Origin of the sequence: Vibrio breoganii (assembly GCF_024346795.1) — a bacterium.
Classification (GTDB): Bacteria; Pseudomonadota; Gammaproteobacteria; order Enterobacterales; family Vibrionaceae; genus Vibrio; species Vibrio breoganii.
Map to the genome: position 1 here is coordinate 809,153 of NZ_AP024864.1, position 22,259 is coordinate 831,411.

Genomic DNA, 22,259 nt, shown 5'->3' on the forward strand with positions numbered 1-22,259 from the left:
AATGAGGGCTCGATTTCGTGCTATTTGATGGGTGTGAAGTTGGGGGATAATGTATCGCACACGTGCCGTGCAAAACCGCTACCCGCTTCTCGATAAATGTCGAATGCCGCATCTGCACCCAGTTCAATAAACTGCTCAACTTGGTCCTGATATTCAGCAATGGCGGCGACTTTCCCTTGGTAGCCTCGAAGTCGTAACTGCTCTAGGGCGAAGCGGTTACCTTGGTTATTCGGTATGGCCAGTAAGACCAATTCTATTTGGTCCAATTTCTGGATGCGTTCCCAAAAATCGGAGTCGGTCACGTCACCACAGATGGTGTTTCTAGCATGGCGTTGGTGGTGATCGGCTGTGTCATTTCGTATTTCTACGCCTAAACAGATATCGCCGTGGCGCTCTGTGAGTTCATCGTAGGCACCCGTCCCGATACGACCCATACCCAGCACCATAACCTGAGCCTGACCAACGCCAATAAACTGGTCGCGAATATTAATCTTGGCGTCGCTGTGCTCTTTAAGCCAGCTGGCACTGCGACGATAGATGCTATTGCTAAAGCGGTTAAGGGGTGCAGCAATAATGAAAGAAATCGATACGGCTAGGGCGATAGAAACCATGATGTCACCGGATATCCAGCCTTGTTTGTAGGCTAAACCGCCGACAATCAAGCCAAACTCACTAAAGTTAAACAGCGTGAGTGATGCGAGTAGCGAGGTTCGAACTCGAAACTTAAATCGGTCTAAGATGAGGTAATACAGTACTCCCTTAACTGGCAACAACAGCATGAATACCAGAGCCAGAATCAATCCAGCCACGGTCGGTTGTTCGGACAGACCAATGTTTAAGAAGAAGCAGACCAAGAACATCTCTTTCAAATTAAACAAAGATTTGGAAAGCTCAGACGCCTTCTTGTGTCCGGCAAGCAGCATTCCAAGAATTAGCGCACCGAGATCGCCTTTTACGCCAACCAATTCAAATAGCCCAGCACCCACAACTAAGGCAAAGAAGATACCGCACAGTACCAGCAATTCTCCGTGGCCCACTTTATCCAATACTTTGTAGAAAAGAGGGCGGACTAACGGCAGCGCAAATAGGATAATGGCGTACCATTCTGGGACCTTACCGGTAGATACGGTCAGAAAAGCCACCGCAAAGATATCCTGCATAACCAAGATACCGATGGCAATGGTGCCATAGACGGAGTTTAGTTCACCGTTATCTTGTAGGGCCTTGATGGCAAATACGGTGCTAGAAAAAGAGAGTGCAAAGCCTAAGATGATGAGCTGCGCAAAGGACATATCAGCGAAAAGGTTTACACCGATAACCTGCAATGCCACTAAACAGAACGTAAAAAAGGCGGTAGAGGCGAGGTTGTGCAGGGTAGCGCCAGCCCAAATCTCTTTGGACAGTAGCACCTTAATATCCAGCTTTAGGCCGATAGTGAACAGCAGTAAGGTGACACCAAGATCAGCAAGCTGATTGATTGCATCGTTGCTTTCGAAACCAAAGGCATTCAGGGTGAAACCAGCCAGCAAAAAACCGACAAGGGGAGGGAGGTTACAGCGCTGTGCGACAAAGCCGGCAACAAAAGCACCAAAAATGAGCATTATATCCATTTATGCAGTCTCGAAAGTGGTTGAGAAATTGGCGCATATTCAACCACAAACGAGTCTGAGATGATTGAACTTATTGCGTAGAATCCATCAATTTTTGTAACAATATGCCATTTAACATGGCTCGTTTAACAATAGCAAACGCCCCCATTGTCGGATACTGCTCTAGTTCAGAGGAGACAATAGGTAAGTCTTTATGAAACGCCGTTAGCGATTGGCTATTTACGTTCCTTTGAATTGCGGGGAATAATACCTCTTTTGCCTTGGTAATATCACCTGCAATGACTATCTTTTGCGGGTTAAACAAGTTAATCACAATGGCCGCCGCTTTACCCAGTTGATCGCCTACGCGTACGATGCTTTGTGTTGCTAGTGCATCGCCACTGAGTGCGTGCTTGCAGATAGCATTGATTGTGACTTGAGGCTCATCGGCGAGCGTTGAGTTATAGCCTTGTGCCAAACGTGCTTTCACACCTTTGATAATCGCAGGGTTAGCAGCGATCGTCTCTAGGCAGCCGAAGTTACCGCACTGGCACTGCTCGCCAAGAGGGTCCACTTGAATATGACCGATTTCGCCGACGTTTCGGTTTGAACCTAGGAACACCTGACCTCCAGCCATAATGCCGGAACCGGTTCCACGGTGAACACTAATTAGGATGGAATCTTTGCAGTCACGGGTTGCGCCAAAGTAGTGCTCAGCAAGAGCCATACCTCGGATATCATTACCGACAAAGCACTCAGTCTTAAATTCATCTTTCAGAATTTTCGCTAAAGGCAGGTTATCAATCTTAGTGTTAGGCATGTATTGCACAACGCCTACATCTGGGTTTACTAAGCCAGGCAAAATCACACCAATCGCAATCAGGTTATGAGAGATACCTTCGTTGCTGGCTTTGAAAAGCTTAATTTTATCGAATATTTGCCCAACCAATTGCTCTTGGTCGCTGTACTGAATTGCCGATTCACTTTGCGCTAGGATCTCTCCGCTCAGGTCATGCAAAGACAATTGAATATAATCTCGGCCAACACGCACTGCGATAGAGTGGAACTGAGTCACTTGTGTGGTTAGGGATATTGCTCGTCGGCCACCAGTAGAGGCCTGCTGTGCAACCTCTTGTACTAAATTACATTCCAATAGCTGACGAGTGATCTTAGTGACACTTGCTGGCGCTAAATGGCTCAATTCAGCAATCTGAATGCGTGATATAGGCCCTTGTTGATCAATCAGTCGATAAACAGCTGCGCTGTTCAACTGCTTTACTAGGTCTACGTTGCCAATTTGTCCGCCAGTCATAATTATCCCTGTTTAAATTGACCGTTTACTACGGTCGCTTTAACGTTAAAGTCGTTGTTGAAAATGGTAAGGTTCGCAATCATATCAGGTTTTACGCGACCTAGTTTATGCTCCATGCCCATTGCTTTGGCGGGATAGAGTGTTGCCATGCGCAGTGTTTCATCGAGAGATAAACCTGCATGCTTAACGCAGTTCTCTACGGCTTCAATCATGGTAAGTGCAGAACCGCCCAATGTACCGTCTTCACCCACACACATTCCATCACGAACGTACACGGTCTTACCGACGAAATTGAACTGGTCCATTTCAGCGCCTGCTGGAGCCGTTGCATCTGTTACTAGTACCAGCTTTTCGCCCTTAAGTTTGTGAGCGATACGGATGTTAGCATAATCAACATGATGCCCATCAACGATAATGCCCGCATATACGTCTGGAGTGTCGAATATTGCACCAACGACGCCTGGCTCACGACCTGTCATTGGCGTCATAGCGTTAAATAGGTGAGTGGCAAAGGTAATGCCTTGCTCAAAACTATCACGCGCTTCTTGATACGTTGCGGCAGTGTGACCAATAGAAACAACAATCCCAGCTTCTTTCAGTTGTTTGATGTGCTCAGGTCTGTTTTGTTCTGGGGCTAGGGTTACCTTGGCCACTAGGTCTGAATGCTGGCAAATAAAGCCGATCATCTCATCATCCGATTGACGAATGTATGACTCGGTATGAATGCCTTTTCTTGCAAGGTTAAGGTAAGGACCTTCAAGGTGTAGACCCAGTGACTGATGCTTGTTTTGTTCCTGATATTTACGCTGAGCTTCGATAGCGCTGCGCATACTCTCGTCTGAAGAGGTGATCAGTGTGGGTAGAAAGCTGGTGCAACCGGACTTCAGGTTGGCTTCGTGCATAATCTGCATCGTTTCAGGGGAGATGTCATCATTGAGCATCACACCACCGCAGCCATTTAATTGCAGGTCGATGAAGCCAGGGCTTAGGTTAGCGCCTTGTAGATCGATACGTTCAATGCCTGCGTCTAATGTTTCTTCAAGGCATACCGCCTTGATACGGTCGTTCTCGATGACAACCGCGTGGTTATTTAAAATGTCGCTACCCGTGAAAACGGTGCAGTTCGTTAATGCATACATACTTGCTGCTCCTAATTAAAGATCTTTGATGTTTTCCGCTTCTAACTCGCGGAAATATTTAAGGGTTTTGACTTTCAATTCTTGAGAAGCTGGAGAGTCAGCGACAATAACGGCTTTTGAATGCATCTGCATTGCGCTTACTGTCCATAGGTGATTCACCGAGCCTTCTACTGCAGCTTGCAGTGCTTGAGCTTTATTGTGGCCAGTAATCAACACCATCACTTCTTCTGCATCGAGAAGCGTCGCAACACCGATAGTCAGTGCATACTTAGGCACTTGGCTAATGTCACCATCAAAGAAGCGAGAGTTAGCAATACGTGTTTTTTCGGTCAGCGTTTTAATGCGTGTACGTGATGAAAGAGACGATGCCGGCTCGTTAAATGCGATATGACCATCATGACCCACGCCACCCATGAACAGGTTAATTCGGCCATAAGATTTAATCTTAGCCTCATAAGCTCTGCACACGGCATCGTGGTCTTCAGTGTTGCCATCCAACAAGTTTATGTTTTGCTCTTGAATGTCCACATGCTTGAAGAAGTTTTCATACATAAAGGTGCGGTATGACTCTGGGTGATCGCTAGGCAAGCCAACGTATTCATCCATATTGAAGGTCACCACATTCTTAAAGCTCACTTTTCCTGCATTGTACATTTCAATTAAGTACTTGTAGGTGTTCAGCGGTGTTCCACCAGTAGGTAGGCCAAGCACAAAAGGTCTGTCAGCGGTTGGGTTAAACTTATTTATTGTATTGACAATATGTCGAGCAGACCAACGACCGACGTCTGCGCTTGTTTCTAGTGGGATGAGCCTCACGGTGGATACCTCGCCAAGATTTAAGATTCTGTTTAATTGTCCTTAGTATACTCAAAATGTTCGTTATTTTTAATAGTGAAATAAGTTTTATGATCTACCTAACAAAAACAGGCTGTCTACACAGATTGCTATGACATGGCTCACGTTTTATGGGGTTTTAATTTGCGACGCAAATTTAAGCCATTAAGATGAAGAGGACTAAATTAATCAGCTAAAAAAAGTTTTAAGCTTATTTTCAGATTCCTCAGGGGGAGAAGTAACGTGAACATTCTTGGATATTTTCAGAAGGTAGGTAAGGCGCTAATGGTGCCGGTTGCTACGCTACCAGCAGCAGCGATACTCATGGGTATCGGTTATTGGATTGACCCGACCGGTTGGGGTGGCAACAGTGCACTAGCTGGCTTCCTTATTAAAGCGGGCGCGGCAATTATCGACAACATGTCTTGGCTATTCGCTGTAGGTGTTGCTTACGGTATGTCTAAAGATAAAGACGGTGCAGCAGCACTGGCTGGCCTAGTAATGATGTACGTTGTTACTACTCTTCTATCTCCTGGTGCAGTAGCACAGATTCAGGGTATTAGTGGCGACGCAGTTCCAGCGGCATTTGGTAAGATTCAAAACCAATTCGTAGGTATCCTAGTCGGTATTATCTCTGCTGAGATCTACAACCGCTTCTCGACCGTTGAGCTTCATAAAGCACTAGCGTTCTTCTCTGGTAAGCGTCTTGTTCCTATCTTGACTTCTTTTGCTGGTATCGTAATGGCATTCGTACTTATGTACGTGTGGCCTGCAATCTACGATGGCCTAGTACACTTCGGTGAGTCTATTCAAGGTATGGGTTCTGTAGGTGCTGGTATCTATGCATTCTTTAACCGTCTACTTATCCCTGTTGGTCTTCACCACGCACTGAACTCAGTATTCTGGTTCGACGTTGCAGGTATTAACGACATCCCTAACTTCCTAGGTGGCGCTAAGTCTCTTGCAGAAGGTACTGCAACAGTAGGTGTTACTGGTATGTACCAAGCGGGCTTCTTCCCTATCATGATGTTCGGTCTACCGGGTGCAGCACTGGCTATCTACCACACTTCAAAATCTAAGAACAAAGAAAAAGTAGCGTCTATCATGATTGCTGCAGGTTTCGCTTCTTTCTTCACTGGTGTGACTGAGCCACTAGAATTCTCATTCATGTTCCTAGCGCCAGCACTGTATGTTCTGCACGCTGTTTTGACGGGTGTTTCTGTATACATCGCAGCATCAATGGAATGGATTGCAGGCTTTGGCTTCTCAGCAGGTCTTGTGGATATGGTTCTATCTAGCCGTAACCCACTAGCGAAAGATTGGTACATGCTAATCCTTCAAGGTCTAGTATTCTTCGGAATCTACTACGCAGTGTTCCGTACAGTAATCGTTAAGTTCGGTCTTAAGACTCCAGGTCGTGAAGATGACGAAGATGGTGCTTCAACAACTGTGGGTTCTTCAAACTCTTCTGAGCTTGCGAAGCAGTACCTTAAAGCACTAGGTGGTCACAGCAACATCTCTTCAATTGATGCATGTATCACTCGTCTACGCCTAACTCTAAACGACACGAGCGTAATCAACGAGAAGCAACTGAAAGACTTAGGTGCAATGGGTGTGGTTAAACTAGGTTCAAATAACGTTCAAGTTATCCTAGGTCCACTAGCAGAAATCGTAGCAGGTGAGATGAAACAAATCCCTGCAGATGCTGACCTAACAACTGTACAGCTTCCATCTTAATCAATAACTCCTAGATTATTGTGCCAATGCCTCCCTCGGGAGGCATTTTTTTTACCTTTCATAACACAAACATCTAGATTTAGTTCTTTAGACGAATACAATGTAGGGCGTAGAAGAATTTCAAAATTGAACCATGAGGTGTTGTAGATGAGTGAAGCTGAGGCTCGACCATCGAATTTTATCCGCCAAATCATCGATAAAGATATCGCGGATGGCAAACATAACAGCGTGCATACTCGTTTCCCGCCAGAGCCAAACGGTTATCTGCATATCGGACACGCTAAGTCGATCTGTCTAAACTTTGGTATTGCTCAAGACTATCAGGGCCAGTGCAATCTGCGCTTTGATGACACCAACCCTGAAAAAGAAGACATTGAATACGTTGATTCAATCAAGAACGACGTTCAATGGCTAGGTTTCGACTGGTCTGGCGATATCTGTTACTCGTCAAACTACTTTGATCAGTTGTATGCGTATGCTGTTGAGTTGATCAACAAGGGCCTAGCTTATGTTGAGGAGCTAACCGCTGATGAAATCCGCGAATACCGCGGTACGTTGAAAGCACCGGGTAAAGAAAGCCCATATCGCAACCGCACCGTTGAAGAGAACTTAGCGTTATTTGAAAAAATGCGTGATGGTGGCTTCAAAGAAGGTGAGGCGTGTCTGCGTGCTAAGATCGATATGAGCTCATCATTCATGGTGATGCGTGATCCGGTTCTATATCGTGTGCGTTTTGCTCATCACCATCAAACCGCTGACAAGTGGTGCATTTACCCGATGTACGACTTTACTCACTGTATCTCGGATGCCCTAGAGGGAATTACTCACTCTTTGTGTACCCTTGAATTTCAAGATAACCGTCGCTTGTACGACTGGGTTTTGGAAAACATTACCATTGAGACTCAGCCACATCAGTATGAGTTTAGCCGCCTAAACCTTGAATATACGGTTATGTCTAAGCGTAAGCTGAGCCAACTAGTGACTGAAAACTTGGTCAATGGCTGGGATGACCCGCGTATGCCAACCATCTCTGGTTTGCGTCGCCGTGGTTTTACGCCTGCGTCTATCCGTGAATTCTGTAAGCGTATTGGTGTCACTAAGCAAGAGAACATGATTGAGTTTGGTTCACTAGAGTCTTGTATTCGTGATGACCTAAACGAGAATGCACCTCGTGCAATGGCTGTTCTTGAGCCTGTTAAAATCGTGATTGAAAACTACCCAGAAGGTCAGGTTGAGACGCTAAACGTTGCTAATCACCCAAACAAGCCTGAAATGGGCAGTCGTGAAGTCCCCTTCACTCGTGAAGTGTGGATCGAGGCTGATGACTTCCGTGAAGAAGCGAACAAGAAGTACAAACGCCTAGTGTTAGGTAAAGAAGTACGTCTGCGTGGCGCTTACGTGATTAAGGCTGAGCGCATCGAAAAAGATGAGCAAGGCAACATCACTACTATCTTCTGTACTTATGATGATGAGACGCTAGGTAAGAACCCAGCGGACGGTCGTAAAGTGAAGGGTGTTATCCATTGGGTATCCGCTGACAAAGGTGTTCCTGCAGAGATTCGTCTATACGATCGCTTGTTTACGGTACCAAACCCAGCAGCGGCGGAAGACTTTAAAGCAACGATTAATGCTGAATCATTAGATGTGAAGCAAGGCTTTGTTGAACCTAGCCTAGTGGGCGCTGAAGCAGAAGCGGGTTATCAGTTCGAGCGCACAGGCTACTTCTGTGTGGACAGCAAAGACAGCACTGCAGAGAACTTAGTGTTTAACCGCACAGTCGGTCTACGTGATACTTGGGCAAACAATAGCTAATTAATGCTTTTGTATTAAAAACAAAAATGCCAGCTAGATGCTGGCATTTTTTATGTCTGATTTATGAGGCTAACTTTAGTCAATCGTTTAGAACGTAAGAGACATCACCTGTTCGAGAGTCATACCAGATGACATGCTTAGCTGACTCAGGGTCGGGGTCATAACCGTCTTTGGTGAAGATAAAAACACACTTAGAAAAATAATTATTGTCATCTTGTTGCCGAATAGCGTAGAAATCATACTCTTCAGCTTGGGCGACACTATCAGTCGCAGTAAGGGATGAGTCCAGAAGCCTATCCCACAACAAATAACAGGCTTTGTCGCCCTTACCAATATTAAAGGGTGCTCCCATAGGGTCATTTTTATCAACGCCCAGTGGATACCCAACATCATTCATATCCAGATGACTGTCTATGCTGTTGCTACCTTCAGTGGCATCTGTGCCTTCGGCATATCCAGGCATATTGGCGTAGGATTCTGTGCCTCTGCCTTCTAGCGCCCATCTTTGATGCGCAAAATTAATAGACTGTTGGAATTCAGCAGCCGCACCTTGAAGCATCGATTCTCGCGCGTCAGAGTTAAGATCTAAAAATCGCGGGGCAGCCACTACAGCTAGCACCGCGATTATCACGATAACAACAACCAACTCAATCAGCGTAAATCCATTTTTACTGATAGACATTTTGTTTATGACTCTACTACTTAGGCGTGTGCGCCTTAGGATCAGCCTTACAGTCACCATTGGCACAGCGGCCGTATAGGTAAAGACTATGGTTAGTCAGATTGATATTGTAACGTTTTGCAATCTCACGCTGACGCTCTTCAATAACTTCGTCGCTAAACTCAATCACTGAGCCACAATCTAGACAAACAAGGTGGTCATGGTGGTGCTGGGTAGACAGTTCAAATACTGACTTGCCGCCCTCAAAGTGGTGACGAGTAACAATGCCTGCGTCATCAAATTGGTTGAGAACTCGGTAAACGGTAGCAAGACCAATCTCTTCACCGATATCTATTAATTTCTTGTACAGCTCTTCCGCACTGATGTGCTGACAACCTGGCTGCTGAAGTAGCTCTAAAATTTTTAAGCGTGGTAAAGTGACCTTCAACCCTGCTTCCTTTAGGGCTTTATTATTATCTGGCATGCATGTTCCTATAAAAATCTGAGCCTTACTCTAATGTTCATTATATGGGAAGGAACCAGAACAATAAACCATGTACTTATGATGGTTATTTCTTTTGGTCATAAAACGGAAGGATGTCACGAATAGTATGTGATAAATATTTACAAATTTGTAACTGGTGAAATAACAGGTACAAAAAAGGGGCACAAGGCCCCTTTTTCAAAATTTCAAAATCTGTACAAGATTAGTCTTCTAGTTCAGCAAGACACATCTCAGCGTGGATTTGATTAACCCACTTTGTTACGCGCTCGTCAGTCAATTCTGGCTGACGGTCTTCGTCGATGCATAGGCCGATGAAGTTGTCGTCATCAACAAGTGCTTTTGATGCTTCAAACTCGTAACCTTCTGTTGGCCAGTGACCCATGATAGTGCCACCTTTGCCTTCTACGATATCGCGAACGGTACCCATAGCGTCACAGAAGTATTCAGCATAATCTTCTTGGTCACCACAACCAAAGATAGCGACTAGCTTAGTGCTAAAGTCGATACCCTCTAGTTCAGGGAAGAAGTCGTCCCAGTCACATTGAGCTTCACCGTAGTACCAGGTTGGAATGCCGATCAGAAGCAGATCGAAGTTATCAATGTCTTCTTTGCTGCTCTTTGCAATATCTTGAACGTGAACCAGTTTTTTACCTAGTTGCTTTTGAATCATCTTTGCAACAGCTTCTGTATTACCAGTATCACTGCCGAAGAAGAGACCTACACTTGCCATAGAATCAGTACCTATATTAGATGTAATCGGATGCGTTTATAAAGTGAGTTGTAGGTTATATACCCGAGCCTTCCCAAGAGAGCTGAATAAGCCCCTTGATAATGAAACCGGCACAACCTAAAAACAACACAAGCCATACGATACGACGGCCAAATGGAGGGACATTACCCTGCTTTAGAACGTCTTTGATTGCGAGACCGATGAGTAAAAATACGGAGGCAAACAACAAATCAAGTCCAATGGATTCAATCTGATTTATGTAATCGTAGAGCATGGCATCCCTTTATGCTTTATCAATCGCGGAACTATATCACAGTCAGCTTATATCTGTTTACCCTTGACCCTTAATTTTGTGCAATAAACTTGCGAATAACGCGCAACACCATGTCCGGTTTCTCGGCATGCAGCCAGTGTCCTGTATTTGCAATCACATGTGCTTTGGCGTTCGGGAACTGGGCCATTATCTCAGGCTGATGTTCACCTTGAATGTAATCCGAATCCGCGCCTTTAATAAAGAGGGTAGGCAAAGGGTTTTCATCTAGGACTGACCAGGTCATGATCTCAGAATATTGTGACTTAAGTGCTTGATGGTTGAAGCGCCAATCCAAGGTATCGCCGTCTTTATATAATGACTTGCTCAAGAATTGCCTTACACCTTCCATCTCGATGTGCTTGGCCATTAGACTCATAGCTTCAGAGCGCAGTTTTGGCTTCTGTTTGGCGACTTCTTGAATTCCCGCAAACACATTGCTGTGTCGATCCACATTGTAGGCGACAGGGGCCATGTCCAATACAATCAATCTTTTGATGTTCACTGGGCTAATTGAGGCGTATTTCATTGCTACCTTACCGCCCATCGAATGGCCAACCACGGTTAACTCATCTAGCGCTAATTCATCCATTAACTGACGAATATCTTCGGCCTGTGCGGCATAAGTATGCTCATCACTGTGCAAGGATCGCCCATGATTGCGCAGATCCACGCTAATCACTTGGTGATCTTGGCTGAGATCGCGGGCGAGGAGGCCTAAATTATCCAAACTTCCAAACAAACCGTGGATCAAAAGTATAGGTTTACCATGACCTTGGATCTTATAGTGTAACTGGCTCGACATTTTCTCCAATTCCCTTTTGCTTTCCGTAGAGACTTACTCAATAACTGGGTATAATCTGGCGCAGTTTAAACTAATAAGATTGTGAAAAGCGAATGAAAACCATCGAAGTTGACGAAGAACTGTATAGATTTATCGCGAGCCGTACCCAACGCATTGGAGAGAGTGCATCCGATATTCTACGACGTTTACTAGATGTGGATGGTATAGCCAAGCTAGAAGCAGAGTCTGTTGAGGCAAAGCCAGAAACAGATATTGAGCCTACAGGCGCGGCTACACCTATCATCGTAGGTAAACCGTCGCAATCGATTGACCCTATCAAGCAGATTCGCAGTGAACTTATCTCTGATGAATTTGCCGCTTTAGATAAAGCGATTGATAGATTTATGTTTGTATTATCTGCACTTCATCGAATTGATAAAGATGGATTCGCCGAAGCGACTCAGGTTAAGGGTCGCAAACGCGTTTACTTCGCAGATAACGAAGCAGTGCTCTTGGCAAGTGGCACCACGACCAAACCAAGAGCCATTCCTGGGTCACCTTTTTGGGTGATCACCAATAACAACACCAGCCGTAAACGTCAGATGGTTGAGCAGTTGATGGTGAGAATGTCATTCCCCGCCGAGTTAATAGAGCGAGTGGCTCGCTCAATTTAATCCCAAGGAATTATGCCTGCAAAGAACTTCCCCCTTTTTGCGGGCATTTTAATATTTGAAGAACTATAAAAAAGGAATAACACAATGGCTATGCATCCTCGCGCTGGGCAAAAGGCTCAGCAAGAAGATTTACACAACATCCCTCAGTTGGTAGCTAACTATTACCTACTTCAACCTGAAGCAGGCAACGCGGATCATAAGGTAGCATTTGGTACCTCTGGACACCGTGGTAGTGCTGACAAGACTACGTTCAACGAAAACCACATTCTAGCTATCGCTCAAGCAGTAGCTGAAGTTCGCGCAAGCAACGGTGTGACTGGTCCTCTATTCGTGGGTAAAGATACTCACGCACTTTCAGAGCCAGCATTTGCAACGGTTGTCGACGTATTAGTGGCAAACGGTGTGCAAGTTATCTGTCAAGAAGACGAAGGCTACACGCCAACTCCGGGTATCTCTCACGCAATCCTTACTTACAACTTGGTTAATGATGCAAAAGCAGACGGCATTGTAATTACTCCGTCGCACAACCCACCACAAGATGGCGGCATCAAGTACAACCCAGTTCATGGTGGTCCTGCTGAGGGTGAGCTAACTCAAGCTATCGAAGATCGCGCAAACGAGATCATCGCAGCAGGTTTAGCTGATGTGAAACGTGTAGGCATTGCCGCTGCAAAAGCGAGCGAGTTATTCGTTGAGAAAGATTTGGTTGCTCCTTACGTTGCTGATCTAGTGAACGTTGTTGACATGGAAGCAATCCAAAAAGCAAATCTTAAGATTGGTGTTGATCCACTAGGTGGCTCAGGCATCGATTACTGGCGTCAAATCCAGAAGGCTTACAACCTAGACCTAACTCTAGTAAGCGAAGCAGTAGACCCTAGCTTCCAGTTTATGTCTTTGGACAAAGACGGCGTGGTTCGTATGGACTGTTCTTCTCCCTATGCAATGGCTGGTCTTCTAGCACTGAAAGACGACTATGAGCTGGCATTTGGTAACGACCCAGATTATGACCGTCACGGCATTGTGACTCCAGCAGGTCTAATGAACCCTAACCACTTCCTAGCGGTATGTATCGATTATCTATATCGCCACCGTGAAGGCTGGGGCGCTGAGGTTGCTGTTGGTAAAACTCTAGTATCAAGCGCAATCATCGACCGCGTTGTTGCTGACCTTGGTCGCGAGCTATGCGAAGTGCCAGTTGGCTTCAAATGGTTTGTAGATGGTCTATACGAAGGTAAGTTTGGCTTTGGTGGTGAAGAGAGCGCGGGCGCGTCATTCTTGCGTAAAGACGGCACACCTTGGGCTACGGACAAAGATGGCATCATCCTATGTCTTCTTGCAGCAGAAATCACTGCAGTAACTGGCAAGAACCCACAGCAATACTACAACGAACTAGCGGCTAAGCATGGTGAGTCTAGCTACAACCGTATTCAAGCGGTTGCCAATGGCCCACAAAAAGACGTACTTAAGAAGCTATCAGCTGAAATGGTGTCTGCGGATACACTAGCCGGTGATGCAATCACTGCTCGTTTGACTCACGCTCCAGGTAACGGTGCGGCAATTGGTGGTCTTAAAGTGACGACAGCCAATGGCTGGTTCGCAGCGCGTCCATCAGGCACAGAAGAAATCTACAAGATTTACTGTGAAAGCTTTAAGGGTGCTGAGCACCTGAAGCTAATTGAAACTGAAGCACAAGAGATTGTGAACCAAGTATTCAAGGCAGCAGGCCTATAATTTAAGCCTTAGAACTGACGTTTTATAGCTTAAGCCTGAATAAATAAATCCCCATTGTGTTTGCGCACAGTGGGGATTTTTTATGGTGTTAAATCGGTTGTAGGTTGTTTATACCTGCTTATTTTTTTGCTTTCTCTGAAATAAAGTGACAAGCAAGATTGGTGCACAGAGCATCAGCATAAAAACAGATATGGCTTCAATCAATTCGGTCATGGAAACTCCTAGATGAACCGCATATGTATCAAGTGTTTTGAATCAGCGAGACTGTATGCCTATGCAGGCTGGGATTCAATATGAGTCTGTACGCTTATGCGATGTTTCTTTATGAGTAAGTGGATGTGCAACATTTAAATTGTTGTATTAAAACGATTTAATTGCACTCGTTATTGACTGTTTTGAATATGAAATCACAGTTTCTACAATTGACTAGATATTATTGGGCCAGTCATCAGGAACAATAAACCAAAAGCGTCCAGATTCACTCTGACAGTGCAAGATCTTGCCTTGAATACTATCCAATAATGGAGAGTTTTCGGTTCTACCCGCAGCCCAAAGAGGCTTATCTAAGCGATACAGTTTTTCATCTATTTGATGAGCTTGATTCTGATGACACCAATAGCCCACGATCTGCGAGGTGTTTATCTTTTTCCCTTCACAATGCGTAGGCACAGTGTGAGCCTCAAAAGGATTAATGTACAAGCGTCCTTGCATTAACAGGTGTTGTGAAAGGTCTTTCCATTGTGGATATTGACGGATAAAGATGTCTGATTGTGTGTGCTGAAGCTGCCTTTCCAACATATGTTTAAGCTTTTTATCAAGTCGGTCTATGGCGTTAGGGCCGTACCATTTATCCTCATGGAGCAGATAAAACTTAATGGCGACCTCCCAATGCTCAAATCTATCGTGCTGGTGGTTGTGCAGAATAAAATCCAGCTCGCCAATGGTTCTTCCATTATCACTGAGCTGCAGTTCAGTGGTGGTGATGGATAGGGAAGGGTGGTGTATGAACAGTTGCTCACACAAATACTGATAGATAAACCCGAGCCGAGGGTTACCCGTATAGGTATGCATTTTCTCAGCGCAGAGGGTTTGAAAAGGAAGCTCCTCTACAATAACCTCATCACCATGCAACAGTGGCGGTGTTGTCGCTATCCAATCAGCGAATTGAGATAATGTAGAGACATCAACATAGGTATTTGGCATTGGCTAACAGACCCTAGTAGCTAGACGAGCAGACATTTGTTTGTTTAACTTGCTACATATCAGACGTATTTTCAATTATTTGGAAGCAAAATGAACAATTTACAACTGCAACGCATTCTTAATGACAAGCTTTCCCCTGAACTGATTAAAGATTACGCGCCAAATGGACTTCAGGTTGAAGGAAGCAAAACCATCAATAAAGTCGTTACTGGAGTGACTGCTTCTCAAGCGCTTATCGATAAGGCTATCGAGTTAGGTGCTGATGCTATCCTTGTTCATCATGGTTATTTCTGGAAGGGTGAGCCTGAGCCGATAGTGGGTATGAAGGGGCGCCGTATTCACTCATTGATCAAGAACGATATCAATCTTTATGGGTATCACTTGCCATTGGATATTCATCCACAACTGGGTAATAACGCTCGTCTAGCACAGCTTTTGGGCATTGATGTTGAAGGCGGGTTAGAGGGGCATGCTCAATCTGTCGCGATGCACGGCCGCTTGAAGCAAGCAGTGAGCGGTGCGGAATTTGCCAAGCGCATCGACAAAGCGCTAGATAGAGAGCCACTGCATATCGCGCCTGAAAACGCCGATAAAATGATTGAAACTGTTGGTTGGTGCACGGGTGGTGGTCAAGATTACATTCAATTGGCTGCAGACAACGACTTGGATGCCTTCATTTCAGGTGAGATCTCAGAGCGCACCACCTTTGTGGCACGCGAGCAAGATATTCATTACTTCTCAGCGGGTCACCACGCTACAGAGCGCTATGGCATTAAAGCGTTGGGTGAATGGCTAGCCGCAGAGCACGGGCTAGACGTCACCTTTATTGATATTAATAACCCGGTTTAATGGCAACGGGTATCCCCTAAGCACTAGCAATCACTTGCGGGCTACCCTTTTACTTGAGCTTACAGACTGAATCTCGCTCAACCAACTCTGGTACCAGGCTATTAGACGGCGAATATTTACGGTTATCGATTCGTGCTAGCAAGGCTTTCGCTGCCACCTCACCAATTCGATGAACAGGATAATCTATTGTCGTCAGTCTCGGTCTCACGTGCTGACTATGGCTATCGTTATCAAAGCCGATAACAGATAACTCTTTACCAATAGTAATACCTCGCTCCGCACATACATCATAAACCGCCAACGCTATATTATCGTTCTGACAGAAGATGGCGGTGATTTTCGGTGCTCGATCAAGCAATCGTCTTACTGCATCGTGGTTTCCCTGATGGTCAAACCGCCCTTCGATCACATACATTGGATTGTAAGGAAGCCCGGAAGCACCAAGCGCGTTTCGATACCCTTGCAAGCGGTCTCTACTATCAACCTTACTCATTTGGCCGCTGATACAGGCTATTTCAGTGTGACCATTGTCTACCAAAAACTGAGTGGCAACCATGCCACCTTGCTCATTGTTAATGTAGATACAGCTCTCGGCAATCTCAGGAACAAGACGGTTAACGATCATCGTATTGGGATGGCGTAACAGCAAGCTAATCAGTGTGTCATCGGAGAGCTTATCGGAATGAAGAACCAATCCGTCGACTTGTTTAGCAAGGAGGAATTCGATGGAGTCTTGTTCTTTTTTTAAGGACTCTTGACCACTGGTTACGATCAGGTGCATGTTTTTCTCACGCACCTGCTGTTCAACGTGATGCATTAGAGGACCGTAAAAGGGGCTGTCGAAGGAGCCAACTAGCATGCCAATACTATTGGTTTTGTTGGATGCTAAGGCTTGGGCAGACGCGTTTGGCTGAAAGTTCAAAGCCTTCATCGCTTCATAGACTCTCTGCTTGTTAGCCTCCTTCACATAAGCGTGCCCGTTGAGAACTCGAGAAACGGTTGCTGTTGAGACTTTTGCTAGCGCTGAAACTTCTTTTATCGTTGCCAATTTTATTACCCGTTAATTTACTTCTCGAAACAGTGATAATTTTGTAAACCTAGCTATTTCAAGAAAGAACGAACATTCATCGTTGAGTTGAATTGCTCGGATAGTCTAATTATAAACATACCTTATGCTTAATTCAGCCAAATAATTGCTTAGGCTAGGTATAAGCACACACATGTTACAAGCTGTTAATATACGCTACTAGACACCTTACTTTCAACTAATGCAAAACATTTTGTAACCGCTTACATATCTGTGATGTGGTTCTTAATTTGAGAGGGTTGGAGGTTACATTCTCTAAATTAAGGTTTATGGTTTGTTAAGTTTTTGCAATCAACCCTCTTTTTCATAGGCTTTTATGGATTGCTAGTGACTCTTTTGGTATCTATTTGGGGCGTTTTTTGCTCTTTTGTAACCGCTTACAATATTCATGCGGTCAATGATATCGCTACTTGGACAGTTAAATTGATGAATACAAGGAAACGCAATGGAAGTGAGTAATCGACGTTTTAAAGTCGCAAATCTAGCTCTCGTTACCGCTATAGCATTAGCTATGATGGGATGTGGCGATGAATCCCTTAGTTCACAAGCAGGAGCATCCGCAGATAGTCCTGATGGTTCTGGAACACCAACATTACCAACACCAACGCCGCCATCAGGTAGTGATATGGTCGTATTTGAAAACTCCGTGAATGCCAAGTGGCCTGCATGGGATTGTTGCGGTGGAACAACGCCAATTTATCCGATGGAGCTTGATGAGTACGGGTTAACGACAGAGTTTAGAGTCGGTGAGCAACCAGCAGTATTAGGGTTTGTTCGTGCTGAAGGACTTGCGGGTGTCGATGTCAGTGACATGGAATCTGCAGGCATGCTTGAATTTGAGATCAAATTACGAAACAGCCCTGGTGACAATGTAAATTGGATTGTGAAACTAGAAAGTAACGGCGGAGATCAAGAAAGTAATGGCGAAGCCGTTGAGTTATCTATCCCTGCACCAAAAATTGGTATGTGGACCAAGGTTCAAGTTTCTCTTGCGGATTTGTCTAATCAAGGCCTTGATTTAACCAATATCGATAAGATTCTGATTAACCCTGCATGGGAAGAGGGTGAGGGGGCAGTATACCGAGTTGATAATGTTAAATTTGTTGACGGTGATGCGTCTGAGCCAGAAAACCCTTCCGACCCGATTATTCCAAATGAGTCTGATGAAGGCTACAAGCCAGATCTAGTGGTTGCAATGGAAGATTTTGGTGGTGCAGCATCAGAGCAAGCGGCTGCCAATCCATCGAGTGAAACATTACCTGCAGGAACCTTGATAAAAACGATCAAACCAGCAGGTGCAGAGATATGGGCTGGAACGACTCTTGGTGATATTACTGTTCTTGACATAACACCTGAACGAAGCATTGTTTCCGTATGGGTGTTCTCTGCAGAAGCAGGTATACCGGTGTTATTCAAAGTCGAAAACTCAGTAGTACCAGAGCAATTAGCTGAGGTGTTAGTTCAAACTTCGCTTGTAAACGAGTGGGAAAAGCTTGAGTTTGATTTTAATGATTTAAATGGCGGTGTATTAGACCCAAACTATAGCTTTGACAAAAAGTCCATATTCTTTGATTTCTTGGCAGAGGCTGCGAACAAGGAATTTTACTGGGCCGATATGACATTTGTTGAAGTCGACGAAGTTGTTGATCCAGAAGAGCCGCCTGTTGATCCAGAAGAACCACCGGTAGACGATGGAGAGTCTTTTGTCATTTTCAATGATGTTGCTAATCCTGCGTGGTTAGCATGGGATTGCTGTGGCGGCACTGCCCCAGCCGTCATTACGGATAGTGACGATAACTATGGCGCTGTAACAGAGTTCAACATTGTAGGGGCTACGGTCGTGGGCTTTACCTCTAGAGATGGCGATGGAGCGGTAGGTGGTGCTCCCGTTGATGTCTCTGCGTGGCAAGACACTGGTACAGTATCATTTGACCTGAAGTTAACCAATGACAATGGTGCAATTGATTGGAAGTTTAAGGTTGAATCCGCTGGTGGTGGAGCCTTGGAGCTTACTCTAGCCGATGTACCAGAATTGGATGTTTGGAAACGTTATACCTTTAACTTAAGTGACTTAGCCGATGGCGGCGTGAACCTAAGCGCAATAGATCTCGTTATGATGTTCCCTGCATGGGGCTCGGGTGATGGTGCATCTTATGTCGTTGACAATGTAATCTTCTCATCGGCAGGCAGCTCTGCTCCAGAAGAACCAGAACAGCCAGAAGGGCCGGTATTACCTCCAGTAGATGTTGAAGGTAATGTCGTTGTGAATGGTGATTTTGAAACCGGTTCTATTGACCCTTGGTATTCGATTGGCGGCGGAAGTGTATCTATCGATAGCGGTGCCGCGCGTTTACAAGCAGGAAATGGCGCTGAATCTAGGATTAAAGCTAATGGAATTGGAGCGGGCGACATTAATCCAAACCAAACCATTACTGTTTCGTTCTCTTATCGTGGTGAAGCCGTTGATGGTGGTGTAGCGAATGCAATTATCCACTTTATTGGTGATGGAGTTGTTGGTACTGAGGTCATTGATATGCCTGCGCCTACTACTGAATGGCAATCATACTCTCAAGAAATGGTCGTTAGTGCAGGAACATCTGCAGGCTTAGATTTCACTATTGGGGGAGTTTGTGGTGCGGTAGCAACCTGTAGTGTCGACCTTTTCTTAGACAATATTGCTGTAGTGCCCGAGGAAGGAACCGGGGAAACACCAGATAACCCAGAAGAAGGCCCAATTCTGCCACCTGATGATGGAACCGGTAATCTCATTGTGAATGGTGATTTTACTGATGACCTGTTAACCCCTTGGTTCCAAGTTGGTGGTGGTAGTGTTGTTGTTCAAGACCAGTCCGTTACTGTTGCCGCTGCGACGGGAAATGAAGCGAGGATTAAAGCTGAAAAAGTCGGTCAGGGCGTAGTGACCGCAGGCCAGACAATTACTTTGTCTTTCCAAGCTAAAGGCTTCACTGCAAATGGTAGTGTTGCCAATGGGTTGCTGTATACGACAAGCTCAGCAGGTGTTTCTAAGACAGATATCTTTGATATCCCTAATTTGACGACAGTATGGAGCGAATATAGCTACGACTTTGTTGTTGGTGACAATCCTGAGTGGGGACTAGACCTAGCTATTGGTGGTGTGTGTGGTGCCGTAGATGGATGCCAAACGCAAGTGTCGTTTGATAATGTTCGATTAGAGATTAAATAACCCTAACGCCACATAGATATAGATCTATGTGGCGTTTTTTATGAATGTAATTTAAGTCTCTTAAGTTGAGTAAAGATTTATAAGGAAGTAGTAATGAGACGGTCTAATTTTAAGATTTTCGCAACCACAGTACTGTCCTGCCTACTCATTGCCTGTGGCGATGAGCAGCTGAGTGTTGGTGGTAATGCTCCGGATGCTGGCGGTGATAATGATATTGCTGAACTGGCCCCGCAGCCAGTCCCTACCTCATTCCCAACAGCGAGAAATGGTGAGCCTCTGCTAGGAAACCCTGAATACCTAGCGGTTTCTTATGGTGCTTGGCGCACAACCACTCGCGAGTCAGGAGCAGAGGTTCCTTCTGTTGCTGAACATAAAGAAGATATGAAAATATTGTCCGCAATGGGTATAAAAGTATTGCGTACATATAACACCCAAGGCTTCACTGGGCTAGATGGAAAGAGCAATACTGAAAACTTATTGCAAGCCATTGATGAGTTACAACAAGAGGATTCATCATTTGAAATGTACGTGATGCTAGGGGTGTGGATTGACGCACTGAACTCTTGGACGGGTAATGAAGTAATACACGATCAAGAAAACCCTGTTAATGCGGATGAAATTGCCAAAGCGAAGGAATTAGCTCTAGCGTATCCAGATATTATCAAGGTAATAGCGGTAGGTAACGAAGCCATGGTGGCGTGGGCTGAATATCATGTTGTGCCTAGCATTATCCTTGACCACGTCAATGATTTGCAATCTTGGAAGATGCAAAGTGGTGATACAGATGATTTGTGGATCACAAGCTCTGATAATTTTGCTGTTTGGGCGGGTGATGATGCCAATGGTAACAACAACGATCAGACCGATATTAAAGCACTGATTCAAGCGATTGATTATGTTTCTTTACATACGTACGCGCATCATGACACGCATTATGACCCAATCTTTAAAGAGGAATGGAAGGTCCCTCTTAGTGAACAATCTTTATCTAAAGAGGAGCAGATTGCTTCTGCGATGACCAAAGCGCACAGCCGCAGTATTTCTCAACTAGCTCAAGCACAAACATTTATTAATAGTGTGGATCCTACCAAGCCGATTCATATTGGTGAGACTGGCTGGTCAACCGTTTCTTCAGAAATGTTTGGAGAAGGTGGAACTCAAGCAGCTGACGAATATAAGCAGAAGCTGTTCTACGACGCTATGCGAGAGTTTTCCAATGACTTCGGTGCTTCACTGTTCTTCTTCCAAGCCTTTGATGAGCCGTGGAAAGGTGACCCTAATAATCCTACGCACTCAGAAAAACACTTTGGCCTAATTGATATTGATGGGAACGTTAAATATGTAGCGTGGGACAAAGTCGACACGCTAAATAATCTAGGTCTAACTCGTGGTGATGTTTCGTCTTTCCAAGCTAGCTTTTCTGGCGATGAAATTACTTTAATGGATACCGTTCTACCACCTCCGTTTCAAGCTGCTGTTGCGCCGCCAGAAGAAGGTGAGTTTCAGGTATTGGGCGCTGCCTTGTACTCAGGAGCTGCCGCTTATGGTTGGGATAACCCAATCACGGCATGGGCGGGTGTAGATGAAACGACAGGAGTTCTAACGGTTGCGGCAGACCCAGCATTGGCAGCAGTCTGGGGATGGGGCGCAGGTGTTGGTATTGCAGGTCAAACGAGTAACCTTTCTGGATATCAATCAATGAGTTTCCAAATTAGAGGCGTAGAGAGCGGTGAAAGTGTATTAGCTCAATTTGGTTTCTATTTGGGTTTCCAAACAGAGGGGGGTGGCAATCACTGGATTCGCTTTAATGCAGGTCAAGGTTATTCCTTAACTACCGATTGGCAAACAATCAACGTCAATCTTAGTGAGTTTTCTGGCACACCTGACCTTAACCAAGTGATTTCGCCATTTACTATCTCTGATCTCTATGAAACATCCGGAGGAAGCGCGCCAACCAAGAGCAATATAGAGGTTAGAAACATCTCTTGGTATGAGTAGTTCTCCTTTGTTATTAGTTACATGATTTGAATATTGTAAGCGACGAAGTGCCCAAGCACTCGTCGCTACTTATAGACTCATTTATACGTCACTGGCTTA

The 22,259-nt window shown here is 45.1% G+C and carries 18 protein-coding genes; 7 read left to right on the forward strand and 11 right to left on the reverse strand.

The annotated features are described in order from the left end of the window. Window positions 1-20: 20 nt before the first annotated feature. The 4 genes from OCU35_RS03865 to nagB all read right to left on the reverse strand — a co-directional run bounded on the left by OCU35_RS03865 (window position 21) and on the right by nagB (window position 4,856). A complete protein-coding gene (locus tag OCU35_RS03865; RefSeq protein WP_065598327.1) occupies window positions 21-1,610 on the reverse strand; it encodes a cation:proton antiporter family protein in 1,590 nt (529 codons plus the stop codon). A 70-nt stretch (window positions 1,611-1,680) separates the two neighbouring features. After that, entirely contained in the window at window positions 1,681-2,901 is a 1,221-nt protein-coding gene (nagC, locus tag OCU35_RS03870; protein ID WP_017026769.1) for a DNA-binding transcriptional regulator NagC, read from the reverse strand. A gap of 2 nt (window positions 2,902-2,903) precedes the next feature. Further along, window positions 2,904-4,040: an N-acetylglucosamine-6-phosphate deacetylase gene (gene nagA / locus OCU35_RS03875; protein ID WP_261825681.1), complete on the reverse strand. Its 1,137-nt coding sequence runs from the start codon at window positions 4,038-4,040 to the stop codon at window positions 2,904-2,906. 15 nt (window positions 4,041-4,055) lie between these two features. Then, on the reverse strand, window positions 4,056-4,856 hold the full coding sequence (gene nagB / locus OCU35_RS03880) for a glucosamine-6-phosphate deaminase (RefSeq protein WP_017026767.1): 801 nt from the start codon (window positions 4,854-4,856) through the stop codon (window positions 4,056-4,058). 261 nt (window positions 4,857-5,117) lie between these two features. Between nagB and nagE the strand changes: the two genes are divergently transcribed. Both nagE and glnS read left to right on the forward strand, forming a co-directional pair. Then, window positions 5,118-6,611, forward strand: a complete 1,494-nt coding sequence (gene nagE / locus OCU35_RS03885; protein ID WP_026012907.1) for an N-acetylglucosamine-specific PTS transporter subunit IIBC — start codon at window positions 5,118-5,120, stop codon at window positions 6,609-6,611. Between the two features lie 147 nt (window positions 6,612-6,758). Then, window positions 6,759-8,423, forward strand: a complete 1,665-nt coding sequence (gene glnS / locus OCU35_RS03890; RefSeq protein ID WP_102429293.1) for a glutamine--tRNA ligase — start codon at window positions 6,759-6,761, stop codon at window positions 8,421-8,423. Window positions 8,424-8,502: 79 nt separating this feature from the next. Here glnS and OCU35_RS03895 read toward each other — a convergent pair whose 3' ends face one another. The 5 genes from OCU35_RS03895 to OCU35_RS03915 all read right to left on the reverse strand — a co-directional run bounded on the left by OCU35_RS03895 (window position 8,503) and on the right by OCU35_RS03915 (window position 11,434). After that, complete coding sequence (locus OCU35_RS03895; RefSeq protein WP_102382369.1) at window positions 8,503-9,105, reverse strand: prepilin-type N-terminal cleavage/methylation domain-containing protein; 603 nt, start codon at window positions 9,103-9,105, stop codon at window positions 8,503-8,505. Window positions 9,106-9,121: 16 nt separating this feature from the next. Continuing rightward, window positions 9,122-9,568 carry a ferric iron uptake transcriptional regulator gene (gene fur / locus OCU35_RS03900; protein ID WP_017026763.1) on the reverse strand — a complete coding sequence of 149 codons (447 nt, stop codon included), beginning with the start codon at window positions 9,566-9,568 and terminating at the stop codon, window positions 9,122-9,124. 223 nt (window positions 9,569-9,791) lie between these two features. Continuing rightward, window positions 9,792-10,319 carry a flavodoxin FldA gene (gene fldA / locus OCU35_RS03905; RefSeq protein WP_017032610.1) on the reverse strand — a complete coding sequence of 176 codons (528 nt, stop codon included), beginning with the start codon at window positions 10,317-10,319 and terminating at the stop codon, window positions 9,792-9,794. Between the two features lie 55 nt (window positions 10,320-10,374). After that, the gene (locus OCU35_RS03910; protein ID WP_017026761.1) at window positions 10,375-10,593 is read right to left on the reverse strand and encodes a DUF2788 domain-containing protein; all 219 of its coding nucleotides are present in this window, start codon (window positions 10,591-10,593) and stop codon (window positions 10,375-10,377) included. 70 nt (window positions 10,594-10,663) lie between these two features. Beyond that, complete coding sequence (locus OCU35_RS03915) at window positions 10,664-11,434, reverse strand: alpha/beta fold hydrolase (RefSeq protein WP_102382368.1); 771 nt, start codon at window positions 11,432-11,434, stop codon at window positions 10,664-10,666. Window positions 11,435-11,526: 92 nt separating this feature from the next. Here OCU35_RS03915 and seqA point away from each other — a divergent pair, with 92 nt between their 5' ends. Further along, window positions 11,527-12,087, forward strand: a complete 561-nt coding sequence (gene seqA, locus OCU35_RS03920; protein WP_102321776.1) for a replication initiation negative regulator SeqA — start codon at window positions 11,527-11,529, stop codon at window positions 12,085-12,087. 84 nt (window positions 12,088-12,171) lie between these two features. Continuing rightward, window positions 12,172-13,818, forward strand: a complete 1,647-nt coding sequence (gene pgm / locus OCU35_RS03925; RefSeq protein WP_017032607.1) for a phosphoglucomutase (alpha-D-glucose-1,6-bisphosphate-dependent) — start codon at window positions 12,172-12,174, stop codon at window positions 13,816-13,818. Window positions 13,819-14,244: 426 nt separating this feature from the next. On the opposite strand, the gene OCU35_RS03930 is transcribed toward pgm, so the two are convergent. Then, window positions 14,245-15,021, reverse strand: coding sequence for a DUF1853 family protein (locus OCU35_RS03930; protein WP_261825682.1), 777 nt, complete (start codon window positions 15,019-15,021; stop codon window positions 14,245-14,247). Window positions 15,022-15,111: 90 nt separating this feature from the next. On the opposite strand from OCU35_RS03930, the gene OCU35_RS03935 reads away from it, so the two are divergent. Beyond that, window positions 15,112-15,870 (forward strand): Nif3-like dinuclear metal center hexameric protein, encoded by a 759-nt coding sequence (locus OCU35_RS03935; protein WP_261825683.1) that lies wholly within the window; start codon window positions 15,112-15,114, stop codon window positions 15,868-15,870. Window positions 15,871-15,919: 49 nt separating this feature from the next. Here the strand turns inward: OCU35_RS03935 and OCU35_RS03940 are convergent, their stop codons facing one another. Next, complete coding sequence (locus tag OCU35_RS03940; RefSeq protein WP_261825684.1) at window positions 15,920-16,918, reverse strand: LacI family DNA-binding transcriptional regulator; 999 nt, start codon at window positions 16,916-16,918, stop codon at window positions 15,920-15,922. Between the two features lie 484 nt (window positions 16,919-17,402). On the opposite strand from OCU35_RS03940, the gene OCU35_RS03945 reads away from it, so the two are divergent. Together OCU35_RS03945 and OCU35_RS03950 are read left to right on the forward strand one after the other, a co-directional pair. Beyond that, window positions 17,403-20,162 (forward strand): carbohydrate binding domain-containing protein, encoded by a 2,760-nt coding sequence (locus OCU35_RS03945; protein ID WP_261825685.1) that lies wholly within the window; start codon window positions 17,403-17,405, stop codon window positions 20,160-20,162. A 93-nt stretch (window positions 20,163-20,255) separates the two neighbouring features. Continuing rightward, window positions 20,256-22,160 carry a glycoside hydrolase family 17 protein gene (locus OCU35_RS03950; RefSeq protein WP_065210114.1) on the forward strand — a complete coding sequence of 635 codons (1,905 nt, stop codon included), beginning with the start codon at window positions 20,256-20,258 and terminating at the stop codon, window positions 22,158-22,160. The last annotated feature ends 99 nt before the right edge of the window (window positions 22,161-22,259 follow it).